The sequence below is a fragment of the Streptomyces puniciscabiei genome, from assembly GCF_006715785.1.
GTDB classification, from domain to species: domain Bacteria; phylum Actinomycetota; class Actinomycetes; order Streptomycetales; family Streptomycetaceae; genus Streptomyces; species Streptomyces puniciscabiei.
The window spans coordinates 6,525,672-6,550,759 of sequence record NZ_VFNX01000001.1; the positions used below are offsets into that span (position 1 = coordinate 6,525,672).

17 protein-coding genes are annotated in these 25,088 nt (G+C 75.3%); 8 read left to right on the forward strand and 9 right to left on the reverse strand.

Features of this window, described 5'->3' with window-relative positions:
- The first annotated feature begins 760 nt into the window (after positions 1 to 760).
- Positions 761 to 1,798, forward strand: a complete 1,038-nt coding sequence (locus FB563_RS30225) for a lactonase family protein (protein WP_055707895.1) — start codon at positions 761 to 763, stop codon at positions 1,796 to 1,798.
- A 96-nt stretch (positions 1,799 to 1,894) separates the two neighbouring features.
- On the opposite strand, the gene FB563_RS30230 is transcribed toward FB563_RS30225, so the two are convergent.
- The 4 genes from FB563_RS30230 to FB563_RS30245 form a co-directional block, all read right to left on the reverse strand.
- On the reverse strand, positions 1,895 to 2,821 hold the full coding sequence (locus FB563_RS30230) for a sirohydrochlorin chelatase (protein WP_107100703.1): 927 nt from the start codon (positions 2,819 to 2,821) through the stop codon (positions 1,895 to 1,897).
- A gap of 176 nt (positions 2,822 to 2,997) precedes the next feature.
- On the reverse strand, positions 2,998 to 3,972 hold the full coding sequence (locus FB563_RS30235) for an N-acetylglucosamine kinase (RefSeq protein ID WP_055707897.1): 975 nt from the start codon (positions 3,970 to 3,972) through the stop codon (positions 2,998 to 3,000).
- Positions 3,969 to 4,646, reverse strand: a complete 678-nt coding sequence (locus FB563_RS30240; protein WP_055707898.1) for a uracil-DNA glycosylase — start codon at positions 4,644 to 4,646, stop codon at positions 3,969 to 3,971. The genes FB563_RS30235 and FB563_RS30240 overlap by 4 nt, the downstream gene beginning before the upstream one ends.
- 90 nt (positions 4,647 to 4,736) lie before the next feature.
- On the reverse strand, positions 4,737 to 5,825 hold the full coding sequence (locus tag FB563_RS30245) for a WD40/YVTN/BNR-like repeat-containing protein (RefSeq protein ID WP_055707901.1): 1,089 nt from the start codon (positions 5,823 to 5,825) through the stop codon (positions 4,737 to 4,739).
- A 288-nt stretch (positions 5,826 to 6,113) separates the two neighbouring features.
- Here FB563_RS30245 and FB563_RS30250 point away from each other — a divergent pair, with 288 nt between their 5' ends.
- Both FB563_RS30250 and FB563_RS30255 read left to right on the forward strand, forming a co-directional pair.
- Positions 6,114 to 6,704: an Rv1733c family protein gene (locus FB563_RS30250; protein ID WP_055707899.1), complete on the forward strand. Its 591-nt coding sequence runs from the start codon at positions 6,114 to 6,116 to the stop codon at positions 6,702 to 6,704.
- Between the two features lie 218 nt (positions 6,705 to 6,922).
- A complete protein-coding gene (locus FB563_RS30255) occupies positions 6,923 to 8,992 on the forward strand; it encodes a serine/threonine-protein kinase (RefSeq protein WP_280116575.1) in 2,070 nt (689 codons plus the stop codon).
- 5 nt (positions 8,993 to 8,997) lie between these two features.
- Here the strand turns inward: FB563_RS30255 and FB563_RS30260 are convergent, their stop codons facing one another.
- Entirely contained in the window at positions 8,998 to 10,983 is a 1,986-nt protein-coding gene (locus FB563_RS30260; protein WP_055709364.1) for a hypothetical protein, read from the reverse strand.
- A 167-nt stretch (positions 10,984 to 11,150) separates the two neighbouring features.
- Positions 11,151 to 12,830, reverse strand: a complete 1,680-nt coding sequence (locus FB563_RS30265) for a DNA alkylation response protein (RefSeq protein ID WP_055709365.1) — start codon at positions 12,828 to 12,830, stop codon at positions 11,151 to 11,153.
- A gap of 71 nt (positions 12,831 to 12,901) precedes the next feature.
- Here FB563_RS30265 and FB563_RS30270 point away from each other — a divergent pair, with 71 nt between their 5' ends.
- The 4 genes from FB563_RS30270 to FB563_RS30290 all read left to right on the forward strand — a co-directional run bounded on the left by FB563_RS30270 (position 12,902) and on the right by FB563_RS30290 (position 20,079).
- Positions 12,902 to 13,660, forward strand: a complete 759-nt coding sequence (locus tag FB563_RS30270) for a PaaX family transcriptional regulator C-terminal domain-containing protein (RefSeq protein ID WP_055709368.1) — start codon at positions 12,902 to 12,904, stop codon at positions 13,658 to 13,660.
- Entirely contained in the window at positions 13,657 to 14,067 is a 411-nt protein-coding gene (locus FB563_RS30275; RefSeq protein ID WP_055709366.1) for a DUF6221 family protein, read from the forward strand. The genes FB563_RS30270 and FB563_RS30275 overlap by 4 nt, the downstream gene beginning before the upstream one ends.
- A gap of 805 nt (positions 14,068 to 14,872) precedes the next feature.
- Positions 14,873 to 15,736, forward strand: coding sequence for a hypothetical protein (locus tag FB563_RS45550; RefSeq protein WP_411573220.1), 864 nt, complete (start codon positions 14,873 to 14,875; stop codon positions 15,734 to 15,736).
- Positions 15,737 to 15,744: 8 nt separating this feature from the next.
- Entirely contained in the window at positions 15,745 to 20,079 is a 4,335-nt protein-coding gene (locus FB563_RS30290; RefSeq protein WP_055709367.1) for a cation-translocating P-type ATPase, read from the forward strand.
- A 606-nt stretch (positions 20,080 to 20,685) separates the two neighbouring features.
- Here FB563_RS30290 and FB563_RS30295 read toward each other — a convergent pair.
- On the reverse strand, positions 20,686 to 21,765 hold the full coding sequence (locus tag FB563_RS30295; protein ID WP_142219000.1) for an NADH:flavin oxidoreductase/NADH oxidase: 1,080 nt from the start codon (positions 21,763 to 21,765) through the stop codon (positions 20,686 to 20,688).
- Between the two features lie 131 nt (positions 21,766 to 21,896).
- Here FB563_RS30295 and FB563_RS30300 point away from each other — a divergent pair, with 131 nt between their 5' ends.
- The gene (locus tag FB563_RS30300; protein ID WP_142219002.1) at positions 21,897 to 22,253 is read left to right on the forward strand and encodes an ArsR/SmtB family transcription factor; all 357 of its coding nucleotides are present in this window, start codon (positions 21,897 to 21,899) and stop codon (positions 22,251 to 22,253) included.
- Here the strand turns inward: FB563_RS30300 and FB563_RS30305 are convergent.
- Both FB563_RS30305 and FB563_RS30310 read right to left on the reverse strand, forming a co-directional pair.
- Positions 22,170 to 23,561, reverse strand: coding sequence for a nucleobase:cation symporter-2 family protein (locus FB563_RS30305; protein WP_142219003.1), 1,392 nt, complete (start codon positions 23,559 to 23,561; stop codon positions 22,170 to 22,172). The genes FB563_RS30300 and FB563_RS30305 overlap by 84 nt on opposite strands.
- 168 nt (positions 23,562 to 23,729) lie before the next feature.
- Positions 23,730 to 25,064, reverse strand: coding sequence for an FAD-dependent oxidoreductase (locus FB563_RS30310; protein ID WP_142219004.1), 1,335 nt, complete (start codon positions 25,062 to 25,064; stop codon positions 23,730 to 23,732).
- Positions 25,065 to 25,088 lie beyond the last annotated feature (24 nt).

Here is a 25,088-nt window from a genome sequence, read left to right on the forward strand (position 1 = left end):
AGGCCCGAGCCGGGCCGCTTCGTGGCCTGGCTGTGGGGGCCACCGGACGGGCGCCGGGTCGTGCCCGCGGCAGCGACTCGACCCGGGCAGCATCGGGAGTTGCGTTGACAAGGCCGGAGCCTGGGACATCAGGGACGGGGCTCGTGGGCCTGCGCACGCGGGCCCGAGAGGCACGGACACGCCGGAGGTCCCGACACGGGCCGCGAGGCGATGGCGCGGATCCGCGAGTCGATGGCACGGCCCCCGCGGCAACCGCGGGCCCTGCGCAGTCACAGGGCTCGCAGGGTAATGGCACCGCCCTGCGAGCAATGACACATCCCCTGCGGCAACCGCAGCCTTGCGGATGCGGGCCCGAGAGGCACGGACACGCCAGAGGCGCCGGTACGGGCTCGCGAGGCGATGGCACGGCCCCGGTCGATGGCGCGGACCCGCGAGGCGATGGCACGGCCCCCCGGCAACCGCAGCCTTGCGGATGCGGGCCCGAGAGGCACGGACACGCCAGAGGTGCCGGTACGGGCTCGCGAGGCGATGGCACGGCCCCGGTCGATGGCGCGGACCCGCGAGGCGATGGCATGTACCCCGCGGCAACCGCAGGCCCTGCGCAGTCACACGGCTGGCAGGGTAATGGCACCGCCCTGCGGAGCAATGACACAACCCCGCCAGGAAAAGAACCGCCGACAACCCCCGCCCCTTGGTCTAGACCGGCCATGATCGGCTGCTACCGTCGGCCCCGGACGGGCTCGACCGAGAGGGGACAGCGGTGGCACAGGACGGCAGGCCCGGCAGGCGTCGGGCCTTCATCGGCTCGTTCACGGCGGCGGGCGGCCCCGGACTCGTGACCGCCGAGGTCGCGCCGGACAGCGGCGCGCTCCTCCTCGGCACCGCGCTGTACGACGTACCCGACCCGTCCTACCTGGTCCTGTCGCCGGACGGGGAGATGCTCTACGCGGTCAGCGAGACGGCCGAGGGCGCCGTCGCCGCCTACCGCATCGCAGGCGGCCGGCCGGAACTCGCCGGGCCACCCGTCCGGGTCGACGGCAGCGGACCGACCCACCTCGGCCTGTACGGCGGGCATGTGCTGACCGCCAACTACGGCTGCGGCAGCGTCACCGCCGTCCCCGTGCGTCCGGACGGCTCGCTCGCCGCCAAGCCCTCCGGGCGGCTCCAGCACACCGGCTCCGGCCCGCACGACCGCCGCCAGCGCGGTCCGCACGCCCACCAGGTGCAGTCCGACCCGAGCGGCAGGTGGGCCGTCAGCGTCGACCTCGGCACCGACTCGGTGCGCATCTGCACCCTCGAGGACGGCGTGCCCGCCGTGCACCGCGAGTTCGCCCTGCGCCCCGGCTCCGGTCCCCGCCATCTGGCCTTCCACCCGGACGGCGCGCACGCCTACGTCGTCAACGAACTCACCCCCACCGTGACCGTGTGCCGCTGGGACGCCGGGGCCGGCTCCCTCAGACCGCTGGCCGAGGTCCCGCTGCTGTCCGGCGCCCCGGCCGGAGACGCCTATCCGTCAGGGATCGTGGTCGCGCCCGACGGCCGTTTCGTGTGGACCGCGACCCGCGGCGAGGACGTCCTGTCGATCCTCGCCGTCGAAGGCGAGGCGCTCCGGCTGATCGGCACGGTGCCCTGCGGCGGGCACTGGCCGCGCGCGCTCGCCGAGCACGACGGCTTCCTCTACGCGGCCAACGAGCGCTCCGGCGACGTGACGTGGTTCGCCCTGGACGAGGCGACGGGGCTGCCCCGCTACGAGGGCTCCGTGCCGGTCACCGCGGCCTCCTGCGTCGTCTTCGGCTGAGGAGCCTGCGGGCGGGGCGCCCAGCACGGCGCAAGGCCCGCTCCGGGGTGCGGAGCGGACCGTGTGTCGTACGGGTGCCGTGGAGGCCGGCGCGGGTCAGTGGACCGGCGTGCCCTGCGGCTGCGGCGGGACGATGCCCAGCGCCGTCGTGTACTTGGCGAGGGCGAGCTTGCCGATCGCCGGGTACGCGCCGAGCGCCTCGGCCGTGGCGCAGCCCGCCTCCTCGGCGGCCGCCGCCAGCAGCGCCGGGTCGATCTCCGGTCCGACCAGATACGGCGCCAGGGCCAGCTGCTGCGAGCCCGAGGAACGCAGCTGCTCGGCGACGGAGGAGATCGAGCCCTCCTGGTCCAGGGCCGCCGCCATCACCGGCACGGCGAGGCGCGCGGCGAGCAGCATGCCGGTGATCCCGGCCGCCTGTACGGCTTCCTCGCCGCCCACGGACGCCAGGATGATGCCGTCGGCTGCGGTGGCCACGGTGAACAGGCGCGCGCGGTCGGCACGGGCCAGGCCCGCCTCGGACAGCCGCACGTGCAGCGCCTCGGCGAGCAGCGGGTGCGGGCCGAGCACGTCGGTCAGATCGGCGGCGACCCGGCTGTCCATCACGGACTGGCGGATCTGCCGCAGCAGCGCGCTGTCCGGCCCGGCCAGCAGCGGGACGACGACGGCGACCGGGCCGTCGGGTTCCTTGACGCCTTCGACCCCGGCGGCGACGGCCTGCTCGTAACGGGCCGTGCGCTCCTCGGCCGCGCGCACCAGCACGGTCCGCAGCGTGGGGAACTCGGCGTCGTCCCCGTCCAGGAATCCGATCCGGGCGTCCAGGCCGGGCAGCTCGGAGCGGGCGATGCTCACGACCTCCTCGGCCAGGGCGCGCGTGGCGGCGCTGGGCGCACCGGGCACCGCGAGGGCGAGCGCGGGCGCGCCCTCGGGAGCAACCAGCGGTTCCGGCCGGCGGTGCCGTCCGGGCTGGCGGGGTCGCGGCATTCGTACGGGCAGGCCGGACGCGGGCCCAGTGGGGGTGCTCATGGCGCCGCATGTTACTGGCTTTCCGGGTTACTCCGTTCGGGGAGGGTGCAGGTGAGCGGTATCCGTCCGGATTTGTCTGATGAGTTGCGCGACGGAGACACGTGTTCCGGGCACGTGCCGGGTACATCGGCCGATAAAGGGTTCGTAAGGCGGAACAATCGGATTTTGCGGTGACCTCAATCGCCTTGTGCGGGGACCACGTAGAGCATGGTCGATTCACCCGGCAGGGTGAGCCGGCCGGCCGCCAGGTCGCTCGCGAGCCGTACCGAGCCGTGCAGGGGATCGCCCTCGGCGGGCACCTGCCGGGCGTGCGGCAGCCTGCGCGCCAACTCCTCCCGCAGGGGGGCGAGCAGGGGCTCGCCCAGCCGGAACAGGCCGCCCGTGAGCGCCGTTCGAGGTTCCCCGTCCGCCGGGCACACGGCCGCGACGGACTCCGTCATGTGCCGGGCCGCGGCGCGCAGGATGTCCGCGGCGACCGGGTCGTGCGCGGCGCACGCGGCCACCTGGGGGGCGAAGGAGGCCAGTACGGCGGGCCGGTCGGTGCGCGGGTAGAGCAGCCCCGGCAGTCCGCGCGCCGGGCCGAACTGCTCCTCCGCGCGGGTCAGCAGCGGTGCGGAGCCGCCGTCCCGGCCGTCGTGGGCGCGCAGCGCCGCCTCCAGCCCGGCCCGCCCGATCCAGGCGCCGCTGCCGCAGTCGCCGAGCAGATGGCCCCAGCCGTCGGCCCGGCGCCAGGCCGTGAGGTCGGTGCCCACCGCGATCAGCCCGGTCCCGGCGGCGAGCACAGCGCCCGGACGCGGACCGAGCGCGCCGACGTAGGCGGTGACGGCGTCGGCGGCGAGCGCCACCTGCCGTACCCCCAGCTCCCGGGCCAGGGCGCCCGGCAGTTCGGCGCGCAGGGCGTCGCCCAGGGTGGCGAACCCGGCGGCGCCGACGACGGCCGTCTCCAGCGGGCCGGTTCCGGCCTCGGCGGCGCACGCCCGCGCCAGCGGGGCGAGTTGGGCCATCAGATGGGCGGGATCGATGCCCCGCGCACCGGTACGGACCGGCTCCCGGGACTCCCGCTGTGCGGCGGGCGCCCGGCCGGGCACGCCGACGGCGACCCGGAGACCGGAGCCTCCGGAGTCCACCGCCAGATAACCGGCGACGGTCACGGCAGTCGCCAGTCCACCGGCTGTCCGCCCTGCTGGATCAGCAGGTCGTTGGCCCGGCTGAACGGACGCGAGCCGAAGAAGCCGCGGTCGGCCGACATCGGCGAGGGGTGCGCGGACTCCACGGCCGGCAGCCGGCCCAGCAGCGGACGCAGATTGCGCGCGTCCCGGCCCCACAGGATGGACACCAGCGGCTTGCCGCGCGCCGCCAGCGCCCGGATCGCCTGCTCGGTGACCTCCTCCCAGCCCTTGCCGCGGTGGGCGCCCGGGCTGCGCGGGGCCGTGGTCAGTGCCCTGTTGAGCAGCAGCACGCCCTGCTGGGTCCACGGTGTGAGGTCGCCGTTGGACGGCTGGGGCAGACCCAGGTCGGTGTTCAGCTCGCGGAAGATGTTGATCAGGCTGGGCGGCAGCGGGCGTACGTCGGGCGCGACCGAGAACGACAGGCCCACCGCGTGCCCCGGGGTCGGATACGGGTCCTGACCGACGATCAGGACCCGTACGTCGTCGAACGGCTGCTGGAAGGCCCGCAGGACGTTGGGTCCGGCCGGGAGGTAGGTGCGTCCCGCGGCGATCTCCGCCCGCAGGAAGTCGCCCATCCCGGCGATCCGTTCCGCGACGGGTTCGAGGGCCTTCGCCCAGCCCGGTTCGACGATCTCATGCAAGGGTCGTGGTGCCACGGGCGTCACCCTACTGCCGTACCCGGCCCGGTGATCAACCGATGGCCGGAGCCCGGCGGCGACGCCCGCCCGCGGCCCGCCCCGCCCGTGTCAGCCGATCACCGCCGCCCGCACGCACAGCACGTCCGGCAGATGGGACGCCAGCTGCTGCCAGCTGTCGCCGTCGTCGGCCGAGGCGAAGACCTCGCCGTTGCGGTTGCCGAAGTACACCCCCGCCGGGTCGGCGTCGTCGGTGCACAGGGCGTCCCGCAGCACCGTGCCGTAGTGATCCTCCTCCGGCAGACCCTTGGACAGCGGCTCCCAGGACCGGCCCGCGTCCGCGGTGCGGAAGACCCGGCAGCGGTGCTCTGCGGGCACCCGGTCCGCGTCCGCGTTGATCGGGAAGACGTACGCCGTCTCGGCGCGGTGCGGATGGGTGGCCACCGCGAAGCCGAACGTGGACGGCAGATCCCCGCCGATGTCGGTCCAGTGCGCACCCGCGTCGTCGCTTCTGTACACCCCCCAGTGGTTCTGCAGATACAACCGGTCGGGGTCGCCCGCGTCCTTGGCGATCTTGTGCACGCACTGGCCGAACTCCGGGTTGGGATCCGGCAGGAACACCGCCGACACACCGGAGTTGGACGGTGCCCAGCTGGCCCCGCCGTCGGTCGAGCGGAACACCCCGGCCGTCGAGACGGCCACGGTGACCGCCTTCGGATCGCGGGCGTCGGTGATCACGGTGTGCAGGCCCTCACCGCCGCCGCCCGGCACCCACTGCGAGCGCGTCGGATGCTCCCACAGCGGCCGGACCAGCGTGAAGCTCTCGCCGTGGTCCTCCGAGCGGTACAGCGCCGCCGGTTCCGTGCCCGCGTACACCACGCCGGGCTCCGCGGCGGCCGGGTGCAGCTGCCAGACTCGCTCCAGCGAGGCGCCGGTGTCCTTGGGGAACTTGACGGCCGGCTGCGGCGGTTCGGTCCAGGTGCGGCCGAGGTCGTCGGAGTGGAAGACGGACGGGCCCCAGTGCGCGCTGTCGCCGCCCGCCAGCAGCCGTGGCCGGTCCTGACGGGTGTCGATCGCGACCGAGTACACCGCCTGCGCGTTGAAATACGGACTGTCGTCGAACTCCCAGGCGCCGCCGCCCCTGCGCCGCCCGATGAACAGGCCTTTGCGGGTGCCCACCGCCAGCAGTACCTCGGTCATGCCGATCACCTCCGGGACGCCTTCGTCCAGGTAGTCGCGAGACACGTAGTCGTCGGTTATCGGCCAGTCTGCACCCCGCCACTGACACTCTGCCCTGATGTGCACGTTCCCGCAGGTCAAGGCGGTGTCGCCGGCCTGTGGCGGAGATCGGCCCGGGCTCGTTGCGGCATGCGCCTGCGCGGGCGGGGCGTGCCGTGCGACCGTCGGGGAGACGGCTCGTCGTGAGCAGCGGGGCGATCTCCCGCGTATGGGAGGGAGTTCCGGCCGGTCGGTGCGCTCGTGAGGAGGATGCCTTTGAAGGCGTTCCGTGGTCCGAAGGTGTGGCTGTGGCGCTGGCGGCGCAACCCGCTCAGGCGCCGGGCCGATGTGGTGGAGGCCTGGGTGGTGCTCGGCGCCTGGCTGCTGACCGTCCTGGCGGGGGTCGCGGCCGGCCTCGTGGCGGCCGGGACGGTGGAGCACGGACTCGCGAGAGAGCGCGCGGCCTGGCGGCCCGTCGTGGCCCACGTGGTGGAACGAGCCCCCGGAACCTCTCCCATGCACCGCCACGCCACGGCCGGGGAACGCGTCTGGGCCAAGGTCGGCTGGACCGTGGCCGACGGTTCCACCCACACCGGTCAGGTCCGGGTGGAGCCCGGCAGCAGGGCCGGCACGCCGGTCACGGTCTGGACCGACCCGCAGGGCCGGCTCGTCGGCCGCCCCGCCTCCGCCTCCGAGGCCGCCTTCCGGGGCAACCTGATCGGCTGTCTGGTGGGCGTGAGCGCCGCCGCCGTCCCCCTCGTCGGCGGCCTCGCCCTGCGCGGCCGCCTGGAACGCCGCCGCATGCGCGCCTGGGACACGGAGTGGGCACGGCTCGGACCGCAGTGGGGACGGATGGTCTGACCACGGCCGACGGCCCCGGCCCCCGGCCCGGCAGGGACCGGCACTGCTTGCGGAGCCGTCAAGTCCGGTGCAGAGGCCGCCTATTGTCACGATCCGATGACATCGTCCGAACCGAGGCAACCTCACAGGTTCTTCACCGGTCACACACGCGCAAGACACGGCATCCGGCCGGCCACGGGCCGGGGCCGCTGCCCACCGCACCAAGGAACGGAAACTCTGTGAGCACTGCCGGCTCCCCGGGACGCGTCCAGCCCGCCCACCCGGGCGACCCTTCCCGCATCGGCCCCTACCGGATCATCGGCCGGCTCGGCGTCGGCGGCATGGGCACCGTGCACGCCGGTCTGACCGCCGACGGGCTGCGGGTCGCGGTCAAGGTGATCCATCCCGCGCAGGCCGAGGACCCCGAGTTCCGTGCCCGGTTCCGGCGCGAGGTGCAGCTGTCCACCCGGGTGCAGGGCCCCTGCCTGGTGCCGCTCCTCGCGGCCGATCCCGAGGCCACCGCGCCCTGGCTGGCGACGGCCTACGCCCCCGGCCCCACCCTCAGCCAGTACCTGACCGACCACGGCCCGCTCACCGGCGGGAACCTGTACGCCTTCGCGACCGGCACCGCCGAGGCGCTGGCCGCCATCCACGCGGCCGGTGTCGTGCACCGCGACATGAAGCCGCAGAACGTCATCCTCACCCCGGCCGGCCCGAGGGTCCTGGACTTCGGCATCGCCCGTGCCGCGGACGGCACCAGCGTGACCCGCACCGGGGTGATGACCGGCACTCCGGGCTGGATCAGCCCCGAGTACTACCGCACCAGCACCGCGGGGCCCGAGGGCGACCTGTTCGCCTGGGGAGCGCTCGTCGCCCACGCGGCCACCGGGCGGCTGCCGTTCGGAGCCGGCGCCCCGGACGCGGTCGCCTTCCGGGTCATGTCCGGTGAACCCGACCTGGACGGGGTCCCCGAGGCGCTGCTCGGCCTCGTACGCAAAGCCCTCGCCAAGGCTCCCGCCGAGCGGCCGACCGCGGCCTCGGCGGCCGAGGAGTGTGCCCGGCTCCTCGCCGGCCAGGCCACCCAGGTCCTCGGCGGCGCAGCCGGGGCGGAGCCCACCATGGCCGGCGAACTGGTCACGGCCCGGTGGCACATACCCGCGCCGGACGACCCCACCTGGCACGCCCCGACACCCCCGTCCCGCAGGCGCACCCTGATCGCCGTCCTCGCCGCCGCGGCCGTGCTCGGCGCTGCCGCGGGCGGCGTCGTCGCGGTCGGCCGACAGGGGCACGGTGCCGCGGACGGCAAGGGCTCCCCGGGCCGCGCCACCGCGGCCCGGGCCGGCGCCTCCACCGGACCGCGCGCCGACGCGAGCCCGCACGGCAACACCCCCACCGGGACCCCGGACGAGGCCACGCAGTCACCGTCCGACCCACGCCGGATCCCCATCCCCGTGGACCCGCTGGCCGGGGTGCCCGATCCCGCCTTCACCCGCGCCGGCGACGAGTCCGAGCCGACCTCCGACGAGTGGCGGGCCAGTGCCGTCGCGAGCACCCCGCAGGAGCGGGCCGTCGACCGGGCGGTCCGGGCCGAGGTGACGGACATGCTCGCCACCAAGGACATGGACTTCATGACGCCCACGGTCACCTTCGACAGGCGGGCCCAGACCGTCATGGTGACCGGCGGCCCGGTCTCCCAGATTCCCCCCGAGGACCAGGAAGTCTTCGCCCGGGCCGGGGAGATGGCCGCCTGCACCGCTCTGGCCCGCCGGCTGAAGGACGACCCGGCCACGTGGGCCTATGGCCGTTACGCCGTCGCCTGGAAGGACTACGACGGCGATCCCGAGGCGGAGATCCTCGGCTTCGGCGAGGCCACCGACGGATGTTTCCACCGGATCGCCGGGCAGTGGCAGGGCGGCGAGGAGGGCATCGCCACCGCCGGGATCCCGAGCAGTGACAGGGCCGAGATACGGGTCGCCGACGCCACCGACAAGGCCATCACGGCCGAGTGGAACTCCCGGATCGCCCAGGGGAACGGCCTCGCGCCGTTCGGCAGCGCCGACCCCATCGACCTGGGCTTCGACCCGGTGGAGAAGGCCGCCTATGTGTGGGCGCGGGACACCGACGAGGTCCTCGTGGGCCGGGCCCAGCGGTCGGACTTCCAGGACGCGGTGTCCAGGACCGTCTGCCCGAGGCTCACGGCCGAGTACCGGCGCAACCCTGCCTGGAACTACACCCGCTGGAGCGTCGCCGTCTACGAGGCCAACAGCCGCGTCCCCGAGTTCATCGGCTCGGGCGAGTGCCTGCCGTGACACCCCTACACCCTCGCCAGCACCTCCCGGCACGCGGTCAGCAGCGCCTCGTCCTCCGCGATGTGCCGCACACCGCCTCCGCCTGCCTGGGCCAAGTGGCGGCGGGGGGCGGCCAGTTCCGCTGCCGCCAGGTGCCGTAGCGGCGCGGCGGCCGGGCCCATCGTGGGCAGGCAGCGCGCGATCGCACGGCGGGTGTGCGGGTCCTGGGCCCAGGCCTGCTGGAACACCGGCAGAACCGGCTCCGGATCAGCGCTGATGTGCCACACCGCGCACGCCGCCGGTACCCGCTCCCCAGCGTGCCGCGACCGGGTCATGCGGTGCAGCGCGGGCAGCGCGGCGCGCGCGGCCGGACCCAGCCGGCCGAGCTGAACGGCGGCCGTGCGCCGGCTCGCCGGCTCTCCCTCGGTCAACTCCCGCAGCAGTACGGGGAGTACGACGGAGGCGTCCCGCTGCGTCGACCAGAGTGCACCGGCCGCCGCGGCGGCGAGCCGGGTGCCGAGGAGCGCGCGGAGGGCCGGCACCGCCCGCGCGGTGGCGCCCAGTGCCTCCAGCGTTGCGATGACCCGGCCCGCGACAGCCTCGCCCCGCGCCCCGGGTTCGCCGAGGGCCCCCGGCAGCAGCCGCAGCACCTCCGGAACGGCGTCCTCGTCCCCGATCGCGCCGACCGCCGCCAGCAGCGGGGCGGCGAGCCGGGCGGTGTCGGGAGAGGCCGGCGGGATCCGGCCGAGGTGGTGCCGCAGCGCGGGGGCGAGCGGGGCCGCGGCGGCGCCCAGGTGGGCCGCCTCGAAGCCCAGGTCCACCGGTGCGGCCGGTCCGGCCAGCAGGTGTGCCAGGGCCGGGACCGCCCGCGGATCGCCGCTCCTGGCCAGCGCCTTGAGCGGACCGCCCAGCGTGCAGGAGCCGCGCTCCACGCGGTGCGTCCACAGGTCGGGCCGGGCATACACCAGGGCGTACAGGTCGTCCGCTGCGGGTGCGGCCAGCGCGAACAGCTCCGCCAGCACGGCGACCGCCGCCTCCGGCAACCAGTCCTGCTCCGCGTCCAGTTGGGCACCGAGCAGCCGGACCGTGCCGCCGTGGTCGCCGCGCCAGCCGCGCAGCAGCGCCGCCGCCATCCACACGCCGTGGCACCGGACCACCGGGTCCGGGCCGGTCAACTGCCCGCCGAGGAGCGCGATCCGGTCATCCACGCGGTCGCCCAGCGCCGTGTGCAGGGTGCGCAGCAGCCGGGCGCCCTCCTCGTCGGACGGGCGCAGCCGCCATATCCGCCCGACCAGGGAGTCGGCGACGCGGGGCTCGCAGACCCGGGCGCGGTGCGCGGAGCGCTCCCGCAGCAGCCGGACCGCCGTCGGCACCAGGTCGGCGGGCAGCCGGGCGGGCGCGACCAGTGCGAGCTGACCGAGTGCGGCGAGCCGCAGCCCCGGGGCGTACGGCGGCGCGCTCAGTTCGGCCAGGAGGTCCACCGCGGCGTCGGCGTGCGCGGGGTGCCGGCGGACGAACAGGGCGAGTGCCTCCGGGAGGGCGAGCAGGACCCGGTCGTCCCGCTCCGCCCGCAGCCGCTGCCGTAACAGGTCCAGGACCCGGGCCGGCGCGGGCAGGAAGTGCACCAGGGCGGGGGCGGTCGCCCGGCGCACCGCGGGGTCCGGGTCCCCGACGAGACGGACGAACACCTCGGCACCCGCGCACACGGCCTCCCGTGCGCGTGCGTCCCCGTCCGTGCTCTCCGCGCCGATGCCGACCAGCAGTTCCACGATGCCGCCCCGGTCCGGCACCTCCTCGCGGGCCACGAGCGAGAGCAGGAACGGGACGCAGGCCAGCGTCGAGTCGTACACACACCCCTGGGGGTGCAGCGCGCCGTACATCCCGTCGAGCGCGGTCGCACGCTCGGCGGCGTCCGCGGACGCCAGCGCCCGTAACCAGCCGGGCACGTCCTGCGCGCTGCCGTGGGCGTGCCGCAGCGAGGCCCAGTCGACCTCGTCGATCCCCGTGAACACGTTGTCCTCCCCAGACGAGTGCCACCTGATCGCGAGTGTGCACCACGGCACTGACAACGGTCCGGAGTTGCGTGCTGACTGTGTGCGATCCGTCGGCTGTCACCGGCCAGGGTGCGAGCCGCCCGCGGCCACCCGCCGGGGAGGAGCACCGGCGCCCGGGGGAGGAGTCAGTTCAGGCCGGGCAGGGCACGCTCGAGGATCGTGTCGAGGTCGGTCCCGGAGCGCAGCGTGCCGAATGCGTGCCCCCAGTCGCCGCCCAGCCGGCTCGCGCAGAAGGCGTCCGCGACCGGGTGCGGGGCGTGCCGTACCAGCAGGGAGGCCTGGAGGGCGAGCGCCATCCGCTCGACCAGTCGGCGGGCGCCCACCTGGTCCGTTTCGGCCAGCTGGTCCTTGATCGCGGCCACCGCCGCGTCCAGGCGGGCGTCCGCCCCGCGCGCGAGGCCGAGCTCGGCGAACAGGGCCTCGGCGGTGTCCGGTTCGCGGCCGAGGGCGCGCAGCACGTCAAGCGCGTTGACATTGCCCGAGCCCTCCCAGATCGACAGCAGTGGGGCCTCCCGGTAGTGCCGCGGCATGCCGGAGTCCTCGACATAGCCGTTGCCGCCCAGGCACTCCAGCGCCTCCGCGGTGAACGCCGGGCCCCGCTTGGTGACCCAGTACTTGCCGACGGCGGTGGCGATCCGCCGGAAGGCACGCTCCCCGGCGTCCCCGCGCACCGCGCGGTCGGCCGCGCCGGCCAGCCGCAGCGTGAGCGTCGTCGCCGCCTCCGACTCCAGCGCCAGGTCGGCCAGGACGTTGCGCATCAGCGGCTGCTCGATCAGCCGGGCCCCGAACGCGCTGCGGTGCCGGGCGTGATGCCCCGCCTCGACAAGCGTCTTGCGCATCAGGGTCGCCGAGGACATCACACAGTCCAGCCGGGTGCAGTTGACCATCTCGATGATGGTCTTCACCCCGCGCCCCTCCGGCCCGACGAGCCAGGCCACCGTGCCGTCGAACTCCGGCTCCGAGGACGCGTTGGAGCGGTTGCCCAGCTTGTCCTTCAGCCGCTGGATGCGGAAGGTGTTGCGGCTGCCGTCCGGCAGCACACGCGGCACCAGGAAACACGACAGCCCGCCCGGAGCCTGCGCGAGAACCAGGAAGACGTCGCACATCGGGGCCGACGTGAACCACTTGTGCCCGCGCAGCGTGTACACGCCGGGCTCCGCGGTGGGCGTGGCCGCGGTGGTGTTCGTCCGGACGTCCGACCCGCCCTGCTTCTCGGTCATGCCCATTCCCGCGAGCAGACCCGGCTTCTCCGTCGGCACGCGCAGCTGCGGGTCGTACTCCCGGCTGGTGAGCAGCGGTTCGTAGACCTTGGCCAGATCCGGCTGGGCGCGCAGTGCGGGCACGGCGGCGTACGTCATCGACGTCGGGCAGCCGTGCCCGGCCTCCGTGTGCCCCCACACCAGCCCGCCCGCGGTACGGGCCACATGGGCGCCGGGCCGCGCGTCCGCCCACGGGGCGCCGGCCAGGCCCTCGGCGACGGCCGTCCGCATCAGGCGGTGCCAGCTGGGATGGAACTCCACCTCGTCGACCCGGTGGCCGTAGCGGTCGTGGGTGCGCAGGACCGGCTCGTGCCGGTTCGCCAGTTCACCCCACTCCTGCGCCTCGGCGCTGCCGGCGCGCGCCCCCAGGCGCCGGATGTCGTCCTCGGCCCAGCCGGCGCCCTCCCGGCGCAGCCCCTCCAGCAGGGCCGCGTCGTCGGAGGCGTCGTAAGGGGCCGACGGCGGGGGCTGGTTGGTGACCTCGTGTGTGGCGTACTGCGGCTGAGGCTGCGGCTGCGCAGGCGACTGCGCGGGAATCGAGACCATGGGAACATGTTGCACTCTCGCTGCGGTCGTAGCAATGCTGCAACAAGGAGGTGCACGTACAGTACGCGTCCATGCTCATGAACCCCTCGCCCGAGCCGGAGGAGGCAGGCCTGCGGCCGCTGTCCGCGCGGTCGGTCGTGCTGAGCCTGCTCCTCGGCGCGCACCCGGCGGAGCTGCCGGTGAAGGACCTGGTCCGGCTGGTGGAGCCCTTCGGTGTCGGCGGCTCCACGCTGCGGGCCGCGCTCAGCCGGATGGTCACCGCGGGGGACCTGCGCCGCACCGACGCCGTCTACCGGCTCAGCGACCGGCTGCTGGCGCGCCAGCGGCGCCAGGACGAGGCGCTGCGGCCGGGCACGCGCGCGTGGGACGGCGACTGGGAGATGGTGGTCATCACGGCGACCGGCCGCGGCCCCGCCGAACGCGCCGAGCTGCGCACCCGGCTGGCCGCACTGCGCCTGGCGGAACTCCGCGAGGGCGTATGGCTGCGCCCGGCCAACCTCGACCGTCCCCTGCCGCACATGCTGGGCTCCGTCGCCCGGACGTACACCGCGCGCCCCGACGAGCCCGCGCACGACCTGGTCGCCCGCCTCTGGCCGCTGGACGCCTGGACGGCCACCGCGCGGACCCTGCTCGCCCGCACCGCGACCGCCCGGACCCCGGCGGACCGCCTCACCGCCTACGCCGCCGCCGTACGCCACCTGCTCACCGACCCCGTCCTGCCCCCCGGGCTCCTGCCCGCCGACTGGCCCGGGGAGACCCTGCGCGCGGCCTATGCCGGCTATCAGCGGGAGCTGGCCGCGTCGGTGGGGCGAAGGGAGCGCGCCGCATGACGGCCGTGGCCCTCGAACGGTTCCTGCGCGCCCGGTTCCAGGAGGAGGAACGGGTGGCCCGGGACGCGATCGCCGGTGCGCCCGGGGCGGTCTGGGGCGTCATGGCCGACGAGATCGAGCAGGTGCTCACCTCCCAGGACGCCAGGACCACGCACACACCCATGGTGCAGTTCGGGGCGGAGGATCCCGTGAAGCTGCTCACCCATGTCGCCCGGCACGATCCGGCGCGGGTGCTGCGCGAACTCGAGGCGAAACAGGCGCTGTTGGCGGAGCACCGCACACGGGACGACGGCACGTGCCGCGCCTGCCGCGAGGCCGAGTGGCCCCGTTCACCGTGCACCACACTGCGCCTGCTCGCCGTGCCCTACACCGACCACCCCGGATACGACGACTCCTGGCGCCCGTAGGCCGCCGGTCGCCGACCTCGGCCGTGGGCGCGCCCCGGTGCCACCGTCACGCAGCGCTGTCGGTCGCCGCGCCGGTTCGGGCGGCGGGGACGTCGTACGGGAGCTCACCCGCCATCGCCGCCCGCCCGGCCGGTCGAAAGGCCCAGGCTGGTCCGTCCCTCCGCGACTATACGGCGCGCCATCCCGGTGTCCGACAGGTCGACGGCGTCCGCGGTCGCCACCGGGACAGGCCGTACCTGGCCCCTGCGGTGGCGGATGGGCCACCGCCTGCTGTTCGACGGTCGGCGGTCGGCTTGATCCGGGGCTCGCAGACGATCACGACGGAGGCGGGCTGGAGGCTGAGCCCGACGCCCGCCGCCTGGATCAGGGCTGAGCGGCACGGTCGTGGCCGCAGGGAGGGTCCGGGCGACGGTGAGGCGCCAACGGGCGCGCACCGGGTCTTCGTGGATGCGGTAGGTCACGGCTCGGTCGACGCGACGCTGGTGATCGACTTCGACGGCGCGGTGGGCGACCCCGCGGCACCGGACCGCTGCCGGCCGCCCTCCAGGCCGGCGACTGGCTGCATCTCGACCCCGAGGGGTACGGGTCCTCGCCTCGGCCGTGCCCGAGGGGCTGTTCCACGACAGGCCGCTGAGCCGCCCGGGAACGGGACGTCCGGGGCGGGGTGCTCGCGCGGCGCGGGTGGCGCGGGCGCGGTGCCGGGCGTTCCCTGGATAGTGGACATCCCCGGGCGGGAAACGGGGATGACCAGCCCGGTGGCGGGCACTCGGTGGGGCACGCAAGAGGATCTCACCCGAGGAGAGTCATGGCTGAGCAGAAGTCGTCGTCGGCCCTCACGGCGCCCCTGCGCGGCGCGGCCTCGGTACTGCGCAGGGTGCCCGGCGCCGGGATGGTGAGCAGGGCCGCGGAGGGAACCCTGGACAAGGTCGGCGCGGTCTCGCCCCGCGGGCGGCGCATCGCGGTGTACGCGGGGGCCGGAGTGCTCGGTGCCGCGGGCGTGGTGGAGTGGCCCGTGGCCCTCACCGGCGCGGCGGTGGCCTGGCTCACCCAGCCCCGGCCCGCACATCCGGCGGACGGCGGGGGCGGGGGAGAGCACACCGTCGAACCCGCCCATGACCTCGCCACCGCCGCCCTCAGGTCCGGCCACGGCAGCGGGGCCCGGGCCCCCGCCCCGGGTGGCGCGGCGTCGGCGGGAGCGAGGGACCCGGGCGGTCGCGGCGCGGGGGTCGCGGAGGCCGCCGAGACCACCGGCGAAGCCTGGGACGCCGGCGCCGCGGAGGCCGGGGTCGAGGCGGCGGGCGCCGCCGAGGCTGCCGCGGCGGAGAGCCCGCCCCCCGGTGGCACCGGAACACACGGAAGCGGCCGGGCAGCCGGCAGCGCGACAGCGTCACGGACCGGCCGGGAAGGCGGCGGCACCGCGACTCCCGGCAGCGCGACGGAGTCCCCGGCCGCCCGGGCGACCGGCGGCCTCGGGACGTCCGGCGACACCGCCGCATCCCGGACCGGCCACACATCCGGCGGGGGCAAGGCGACCGGCAGCGCCAGAACAGCCGGAAGCCACGGGGCCACCGCCCGCACCCGGACCGCCCAAGGCGCCGAGAGCGCGGTGGGCAAGGCGTCCACCGGACGGCTCGGTCCCACGGCGCGGCCCGACCGCACCACGCTCTGAGGAGGGCCATGGTGGTCCGACTGCTGACGGTGCCCTCGGCGGCCGTACGCCTGCTGCCCGCCGCACCGCGGCTGCTGGCGCCGGCGGTCGGAGCGGCCGCCGGCGCCGCCGCGGGAACGGCGCGCGCCGGAGTGCGCGGCGCGGACGCCGCCGTACGGGTGGCACGGGTCGCGCGCAACGCGCTGCCCGGCGCCGGCGACCACTGGCGCGCCGGGGCCCGTGCCCATCTCGCCCTGCGCCCGGCGGAGCAGGAGCGCGTCCGGCGCGCGGGCGGCACGGCACATCTGGCGCGCCGGGTGGCCGAGACGCTGGCGGAGCGCCCCGATGTGCTCGTGGCCTACTGGGACCAGGGGCTCGCGCGTCTGGTGGTGACGGCGACCGAGGAGGAGGCCACCGACCGGATCATGGACCAGGCCGCCGAACTGGCCGAGCGGCACGGGCTGCTGCTGGCCGCCGCGGACGTCGACGACACCACGCATCCCGCGGACCCGGCCGGGGTGCGCGCGGCCGTGGCCACGCTCGCCGCCGACACGGTGGGCATCGGCGTCGCGCTCACCGCGTACGCGCTCCGGCTGCCGCCCTCACCGCGCCTGGCCACCGCGGTGGTGACACTGCTGCGGGAGAACCCGCGCTTCCGCGGCTGGCTGCGCGCCCGGGTCGGGGACAACCGCATGGACCTCCTGCTCGCCTGCGCGAACGCCGCGGTCCACGGGGCCGGACAGACCCCCACCTCCCTCCTCCTCGACGGTGTCCTGCGGGCCTGCCAGGTGGCCGAGACGGTGGCGCGCGCCGCCGCCTTCGACGCGGTGCACGACCAGTTGTGCGCGCCCGGCCGGGTCAGTCTCCCGGCGGACGGCGCCCCCCGCCCGCCGCTCAAGGAGTCCCCGGCACAGGAGTACGCCGAGCACGCCTCCGCGGGCAGCGTGCTGGGCGCCGCTGCCACCCTGCTGGTCAAGCACGACGGGACCGAGGCGGCGGAGGCGGTCCTCGCCGGCTCGCCGAAGGCCGCCCGCTACGGCCCCGCCGCCTTCCACGCGCTGCTGAGCGCCGCGCTCGCCCGCGCGGGAGTCCTGGTCCGCGACCCGGACCGGCTGCGCCGCCTGGAGCTGGCCGGCACGATCGTTCTGCACCCCAGCGCGCTGCGCACCGCCGAGGGAGAGCCCGACCCGTGGGCCGAGCCGGTGCTGGACGCGGCCCGCCGGGCCGGACTGCGCGTGGTGCTCGTGGACGACCCCGCCCTGGAGGACTTCACCGGCCTCGCCGACCAGGTGGTCGACGCGCGCCGGCCGCTGGACGACGTGGTGTACCAGGCGCGCGGCGACACCGGCGCGGTGCTCGCCGTCGCCCGGGTGCGCACGGCCGACGAACGCGACGTGCTGGACGGGCTGCGCTGCGCCGACATCGCCCTCGCCCTCACCGACCACGACGGCGCCGTGGTCTGGGGCGCGGACCTCCTCGCCCTGCACGGACTGCCCGACGTATGGCGGGTGCTGACCGCGATCCCGGCCGCCCGCACGGTCGGCGGGCACGCCCAGACCCTGGCCCGCTCCGGTGCCGCGCTGTCCGGGCTGCTCGTGGCCGTCGGCGAGTCGGGCAGCGGTCGCGGGCGCCTCGCCGCGCTGCCGGGGCTGCGGCACGCCCCGGTCGACGCCGCCGCCGTGTCGGCCCTGCTCTCCGGGGGCCGGGCCGCGCTCGGCGTGGCGGCGGCCCGGCCCCCGCATCCGCACCCGCGCGTGCACTGGCACGAGCTGGACCCCGAGCAGGCCCGGGAGCGGCTGGAGCACGAACCGGCCGAGGAGATCGGCGCGTTCGAGGCGCTGACCGGCCGGGCGCGCAACGCCGCCGCCGGCGTCCTCGGGCACCCGGCCGCCGCACCCCTGCGCTGGACCTACCGGCTCGGGCGTGCCGTACGGGGCGAACTCCACGACCCGCTCACCCCGGTCCTCGCGGTCGGCTCGGCGGCGTCGGCGCTCCTCGGCTCGATGGTGGACGCCCTGCTCGTCGTCGGCGCCCTTGACCTGAACGCCCTGGTCGGCGGCATCCAGCGGCTGCGCGCCGAAAGGGCGCTGTCCGGACTGCTCGCGGAGCAGCGGCAGAAGGCGCGCCTCGTCCCGCCGGAGACCGAGGCGCCGGCCGGCGGCACGCGCACGGTGGAGGCCGGCAAACTGCATCCCGGCGATGTGATCCAGCTCAAGGGCGACGACGTGGTGCCCGCCGACGCCCGGCTGCTGTGGCAGGACGGTCTGGAGGTCGACGAGTCGGCCCTGACCGGCGAGTCCCTGCCGGTGGAGAAGCAGACGGACCCGACCCCGCACGCCCCGGTCGCCGACCGGCGCTGCATGGTCTTCGAGGGTACGACCGTGGTGGCGGGCCAGGCCCGTGCCGTGGTGGTCGACATCGGTGACCACACGGAGGCCGCCCGCGCCGTCCACCTGGCCGCCCGGGTGCCCCCGGCCGGTGGCGTACAGGCCCGGCTGCAGGAACTCACCCGCAAGGCATTGCCGTTGACCCTGGCCGGCGGCGCCGCGGTCACGGGTCTGGCGCTGGTGCGCGGCACCGCCATCCGGGAGGCGGTCAGCGGTGGGGTGGCGGTGGCCGTGGCGGCCGTGCCCGAGGGCCTGCCGCTGGTGGCCACGGTCGCCCAGCTGGCGGCCGCCCGGCGGCTGAGCCGCGACGGAGTCCTCGTGCGTACCCCCCGCACGCTGGAGGCGCTGGGCCGCATGGACACCTTCTGCTTCGACAAGACCGGCACGCTCACCGAGAACCGGCTGCGCCTGGTGCGCACCTCGGACGCCGACGGCACGGTGCGCCCGGTGGGCGACGCCGGCTCCGCGGACACCGTCCGGGCCGCCGCCCGCGCCTGCCCGCGCATCGACGGAGATTCCGAGCAGCCGGTGCACGCCACCGACGAGGCCGTGCTGGCCGCGGCCGGTCCCGACCCGGAGTGGACGCAGCTGGCGGACCTGCCCTTCGAGGCGGCACGCGGTTACGCCGCCGCCGTCGGCCGGAGCGGGGACGGCCCGCCGGTGCTGGTGGTCAAGGGCGCCCCGGAGACCGTGCTGCCCGCCTGCGCCGGGCTGCCCGAGCACGCCGCCGAGGCGGCCCACACGCTGGCCGGGGACGGCCTGAGGGTGCTGGCCGTGGCCGAACGGCGGCTCGGCGCCGGCGAGCAGGAGGCCGACGTCCTCGAACAGCCGCTGGGCGACCTGGAGTTCACCGGGCTCCTCGCCCTCTCCGACGTACCGCGCGAGACCTCCACGGCGCTGGTGGCGGGGCTGCTCGAGGCAGGGGTACGACCGGTCATGCTCACCGGGGACCATCCGCAGACCGCGCGGGCCATCGCGGCCGAGCTGGGCTGGCCCGAGGACACCGTCGTGGTCACCGGCGACGAGCTGGCGGCGGCGGACCGGGCGTCCAGGGCCCGGATGCTGCGCGACGCGGGCGTGGTGGCCCGGGTGGCGCCCGAGCAGAAGCTCCAGGTCGTGGAGGCGCTGCGGGACGCGGGCCGGGTCGTCGGCATGGTCGGCGACGGCGCCAACGACGCCGCGGCCATCCGCGCCGCCGACATCGGCGTCGGGATCAGCGCGCGCGGTTCGGCCGCCGCGCGCAACGCCGCCGACATCGTCCTCACCGACGGTGATCTGACGGTCCTGATCGACGCGGTGGGCGAGGGCCGGGCGCTGTGGCACAGCGTGGCCGACGCCATCGCCATCCTGATCGGCGGCAACGCGGGCGAGGTCGGGTTCGGCATCCTCGGCACGCTGCTGTCCGGCCGGGCGCCGCTGTCCACTCGGCAGATGCTCATGGTGAACCTCTTCACCGACCTGTTCCCGTCGATGGCGGTGGCGGTGACCGAGAAGGAGGACGCGCCGGTACCGGGCCACGGCGGATCGCCCGAGGGCGGCGAACCCGGCGCCGTGCGTGCCCGCGGCGGATCGCCGGAGGACGCCTCCGCCGTCCTGGGCGCGCCCCTGCTGCGGCAGATCCGGCACCGGGCGCTCACCACCTCGCTGGGTGCGGTGACGGCCTGGCTGATCGGCCGCTTCACGCCCGGCAGCGCGCGCCGCTCCAGCACGATGGCGCTGTGCGGGGTGGTCGGCACCCAGCTCGTGCAGACGTGGCTGGACCGGCGCGAGAGCCGCCTGGTGCAGATTACCTGCCTGGGTTCCGCCGCCGCGCTGGTCGCGGCGGTGCAGATCCCCGGCGTCAGCCACGCCGTCGGATGCACCCCGCTCGGCCCGGTCGCCTGGACCGGCGTCCTGGCAGCGATCGCCCTGGCCCTGGCGGGCCAACGGGTCCTGCCCCGCCTGGAGGAAACGGTCGGCCGCCTGCTGCCCCGCTGACCGGCCTCTCGGCCGTGGCCGTACCGGCCGGCGGTGACCGTGGCGGCCGGCAGGTGCCGGGCGGTCGCGCTGCCTGGCCGGTGGGTGGCCGTGTGGCCGCGCTCGGACCGGGCTGGTGGTGGCTGGGGGCGGTGGTCGGGTCGGCTGGTGGTGGCGGGGTGGTCGCGCTGCCCGGCCGGTGGGTGGCCGTGTGGCCGCCGCTCGGAGCGGGCCGGTGCCGGCGGTCGGGTTGGCCGGTCGCTGTGGTCGGGCTGGGCGGTCGGCCTGCCGGGCCGGTGGTTGCCCGGTGGCCGGCCACCGACCGCGCCAAGGGTGGCCGGTTGCGGCCGTTGCCGGTGTCGGCGGTCGGGTTGGCCGGTCGCTGTGGTCGGGCTGGGCGGTCGGCCTGCCGGGCCGGTGGTTGCCCGGTGGCCGGCCACCGACCGCGCCAAGGGTGGCCGGTTGCGGCCGTTGCCGGTGTCGGCGGTCGGGTTGGCCGGTCGCTGTGGTCGGGCTGGGCGGTCGGCCTGCCGGGCCGGTGGTTGCCCGGTGGCCGGCCACCGACCGCGCCAAGGGTGGCTGGTTGCGGCCGTTGCCGGTGTCGGAGGTCGGGGCGGTCGGCCGTGGTCAGACCGACCGGTGGTACGGGTCCGGGACCCGTACCTCGCCGCCCAGTTCGCGGGCCGCGTGCCGGGCCCAGGAGGGGTTGCGCAGCAGCTCGCGGCCCAGCAGGACGGCGTCGGCCTCGCCGTTGGTCACGATCTTCTCGGCCTGCTCGAACTCGGTGATCAGGCCCACGGCGGCGACGCGCAGCGGTGTCTCGGCCTTCACCCGGGCGGCGAACGGCACCTGGTAGCCGGGCCCGGTCGGAATGGTCACGCCGGAGGCGTTGCCGCCGGTGGAGACGTCGAGCAGGTCGACGCCGTGGGCGTGCAGATCACGGGCGAGCCGGACGGTGTCCTCCGTGGTCCAGCCGCCGTCCTGGAGCCAGTCGGTGGCCGAGATGCGGAAGAACACGGGCTTGTCCTCGGGCCACACGTCCCGTACGGCGTCCACGACCTCGAGGGCGAACCGGGTGCGGTTCTCGTAGGAGCCGCCGTAGGCGTCGGTGCGGTGGTTGGAGTGCGGGGACAGGAACTCGTTGATCAGGTAGCCGTGGGCGCCGTGGATCTCGGCGATCTCGAAGCCGGCGGCGAGTGCCCGGCGGGCCGCTGCGGCGAACCGGCCCACGATCTCCTGGATCCCGTCCACCGTCAGCTCGGTCGGCACGGGGTGGTGCTCGTCGAAGGGCACCGCGCTCGGAGCGACCGGCTGCCAGCCGTGCGCCTCCGGTCCGACCGGAGCGCCGCCCTTCCACGGCTGGTCGGTGGACGCCTTGCGGCCACCGTGTGCCAGCTGGATCCCCGGGACCGTGCCCTGGGCGGTGAGGAAGCGGGTGATCCGGCGGAAGGCCTCCACCTGGGTGTCGTTCCACAGGCCGAGGTCGTAGGGGGAGATCCGGCCCTCCGGCGAGACCGCGGTGGCCTCCACGACGATCAGGCCGGTGCCGCCCGTGGCGCGCGCCGCGTAGTGCGCGAAGTGCCAGTCGTGCGGGGCGCCCGCGCGCGGACCCTCAGGCTCGGCCGAGTACTGGCACATCGGGGGCATCCATACCCGGTTCGGGATGGTCACTTCGCGCAGGGTGATGCTCTCGAAGAGCGCGCTCACGTCAGACTCCGTTCGCCACGGGACCTCTGGTCGACTCATACGATAGGACTCGTACTACGAGAGGTGTCAAACTACGACGCCTCTCGTATAATGGTCGTAGCCGAGACGTTCCGCGACGAAGGGCAGCCGCCGTGACCGACATCGCCCCCGCCGGCCGCGCGCTGCCGCATCCGGAGCGGGAGGAGATCCGCCTGGAGGCCGTGCTGCACGCGCTCTCCGACCCCATGCGGCTGCAGATCGTTCGTGAACTCGCCTCGCGGGAAGCGGAGTTGGCCTGCTCGCAGTTCGACCTGCCGGTGACCAAGTCCACCACCACGCATCACTTCCGGGTGCTGCGCGAGAGCGGGGTCGTCCGGCAGGTCTACCGCGGCACGGCCAAGATGAACGGCCTGCGCCGGGACGATCTAGACGGGCTCTTCCCGGGTCTGCTCGACAGCCTCCTCGCGGCCGCCGACCGGCAGGCCGGCCGACTTGGCGACGGCACCTGAACCCGACTTCCGCGGAAGGTGGTTGAAGAGCAGGTTGAGTACGATCGCGGACAGGCAGCCCGCGCTGATCCCGCTGTTCATCACCGTCTGGAACCAGTCCGGGAACTTCTCGTAGACCGTCGGCACCCCCACCGGCAGCATGCCGATCGCCACCGACACGGCCACCACGGTCGGATTGTGGTTGCCCCGGAAGTCGACCCGGGCCAGCGTCCGCAGCCCGCTCGCCGCGACGGTACCGAACATGACCAGCCCGGCGCCGCCCAGCACCGGCGCCGGGACCGCCGCGACCACCGCGCCCAGCTTGGGCAGCAGGCCGAGCAGCACCAGGATCCCGCCGGCCGTCGCGACCACCCAGCGGCTGCGCACCCGGGTCATCCCGACCAGGCCCACGTTCTGCGCGTACGCCGTGTACGGGAAGGTGTTGAACACCCCGCCCAGCACCGTCGACAGACCGTCCGCGCGCAGGCCGTCGGCGAGCGAGCGCGGCTCGACCTTTCGCCCGGTCAGCTCGCCCACGGCGATCAGGTCACCCGTCGTCTCGGTCATGGTGACGAGAGCGACGACCAGCATGGACACGATCGCGGAGGCCTTGAACTGCGGCGCCCCGAAGTGGAACGGCGTGCTGATGCCCACCCAGTCGGCGCCGGAGACCCCGCTGAAGTCGGTGAACCCGAACGGCACCGCGACCGCCAGGCCCACCGCGATCCCGATCAGTACGGCGATGCGGCCGAGGGTGGCGGGCGCGAACCGCTGCACGGTCAGCACCACCGTCAGCACGAAGGCCGCCAGCGCCAGGTTCCTCGGCTCCCCGAAGTCCTTCGCGCCGGCGCCGCCCGCCGCCCAGTTGCCCGCGACCGGCAGCAGCGAGATCCCGATGACCAGGATGACCGTGCCGGTCACCAGCGGCGGGAAGAAGCGCAGCAGTCGGCCGAAGACCGGCGCGAGCAGCACGATGGCCAGGCCCGCGACGATCACCGAGCCGTAGATCGCGGGCAGTCCGCCGCCCGTCGTCCCGATGAGCACCATCGGCGACACCGCAGCGAACGTACAGCCCTGCATGATCGGCAGCCGGACGCCGAACCGCCAGAAACCCACGCACTGGATCAGCGTGGCGATCCCGCACACCAGCAGGTCGGCGGTGATCAGATACGCCAGGTCGGCGGGCGACAGCTTCATCGCGCCGCCCACGATCAGCGGCACGGCGACGGCACCCGCGTACATCGCGAGCACATGCTGCAGCCCGAAGGCCGCCAACTGCCGTGCCGGTGGTATCTCGTCGACGGGGTGGACGTCTGCGGTGGTGGCCATGGGGACTCCAGCGGTGCGCGGGCGGGGAGTGGCATCCGAACAGGACGAGACCGTAAGCTGCTTGAACAGTTTGTTGATTTCCGGTCTGTTGCTGCTGTGTGTCCTGGTGTCCTGCCCGCCCGGCCGGTACGGAATCCCCGGCTCCACCGGGATGCCCGGCCACCGGGCCTACGCCGACCGTGCCGCCGTGAGCAGCGCGTCCCAGTCGGCCAGCTTGACCACGCCCCGCCCGAGCCGCGCGCCCAGCTCGGCCTCGGCCCGCTCGATCGCCAGCCAGCCCGTCCAGGTCACCGGTTCGATCCCGGCCGCCCGCAGCGCGGGCACCGGATCCCCGGGCACCTGCCGGCGCAGCAGCGCCGGAGCGTCCGCCAGCAAGGAGGTCACCGTCTCCTTGGCGCAGGGCCGGTTGGTGCCGATGACACCCGTCGGCCCGCGCTTGATCCACCCGGCGACGTACTCGCCGGGGCAGGGGGCACCCGCGCGTACGACACGCCCCGCCGCGTTCGGCACCGTGCCGCTCGGCGCGTCGAACGGCAGCCCGTCCGGCGGCACTCCGCGATAGCCCACCGAACGCAGCACCAACTGCGCGGGCACGTCCACGAACCGGCCCGTGCCCGTCACTCCGCCCTGCCCGTCCGGCGCCGTCCGCTCGAAACGCACGGCGCCCACCCGGCCGGCGTCCGCGAGCAGTTCCACGGGCCGCAGGAAGAAGCGCAGTCCGATGCGGCGGACGGCAGGGGCCGAGGACCGGGCGGCCCAGCCGCGGAGCACCTCCAGGTTGCGGCGCTGCACGGCGGGCAGGGCGGCGGGGTCGGCCGGATCCAGCGCCAGGTCGGCCGGATCGACGCCGACTTCGGTGCCGGGCAGCGCGCCCAGTTCGCGCAGCTCCTTGGTGGTGAAGCGGGCCTGTGAGGGGCCGCGCCGGCCCACCATGTGCACCTCGGTGATCCCGCTCGCCGTCAGCGCCTCCAGCGCCGCCTGCGGCATGTCCGTCGGGCGGAGCTCCGCCGCACCCCGGACCAGCATCCGCGTGACGTCCACCGCCACATTGCCCACGCCGATGACGACGGCCGACCGCACTCCACGCAGAAAGCCCGCGTCGGCCGCGTCCGGATGCGCGCTGTACCAGGCCACGAAGTCGGTCGCCGACCAGCTGCCGGGCAGCTCCTCGCCCGGAATCCCGAGCCGGCGGTCGGTCGCGGCGCCCACGCAGTACACCACCGCGTGGTACAGCTCCCGCAGCCGCTCGACGGGCAGCCCGCCCGGGCCGCCCACCCGGACACCGCCGAGGAACCGCACCCGCTCGTGCTCCAGCACCGTCCGCAGGCTGCCCTGCAGGGACTTGATCTTCTCGTGGTCCGGGGCGACGCCGTACCGGACCAGCCCGTAGGGACACGGCAGCCGGTCGAGGACGTCCACGCACACCTCGGGATCCTGCTGAACCAGACTCTGGGCGGTGTAACACCCGCTCGGACCCGAACCGACGACGGCGACACGCAGCACAGCGGTACTCCTCGGACGACGGAG

Coding starts and splice junctions, on each gene's coding strand:
- FB563_RS30275 (WP_055709366.1), top strand. CDS start 13,657: ATGACGGCCGTGGCCCTCGAACGGTTCCTGCGCGCCCGGTTCCAGGAG.
- FB563_RS30245 (WP_055707901.1), bottom strand. CDS start 5,825: ATGACCGAGGTACTGCTGGCGGTGGGCACCCGCAAAGGCCTGTTCATC.
- FB563_RS45550 (WP_411573220.1), top strand. CDS start 14,873: ATGGCTGAGCAGAAGTCGTCGTCGGCCCTCACGGCGCCCCTGCGCGGC.
- FB563_RS30230 (WP_107100703.1), bottom strand. CDS start 2,821: ATGAGCACCCCCACTGGGCCCGCGTCCGGCCTGCCCGTACGAATGCCG.
- FB563_RS30270 (WP_055709368.1), top strand. CDS start 12,902: ATGCTCATGAACCCCTCGCCCGAGCCGGAGGAGGCAGGCCTGCGGCCG.
- FB563_RS30290 (WP_055709367.1), top strand. CDS start 15,745: ATGGTGGTCCGACTGCTGACGGTGCCCTCGGCGGCCGTACGCCTGCTG.
- FB563_RS30305 (WP_142219003.1), bottom strand. CDS start 23,561: ATGGCCACCACCGCAGACGTCCACCCCGTCGACGAGATACCACCGGCA.
- FB563_RS30250 (WP_055707899.1), top strand. CDS start 6,114: ATGCCTTTGAAGGCGTTCCGTGGTCCGAAGGTGTGGCTGTGGCGCTGG.
- FB563_RS30265 (WP_055709365.1), bottom strand. CDS start 12,830: ATGGTCTCGATTCCCGCGCAGTCGCCTGCGCAGCCGCAGCCTCAGCCG.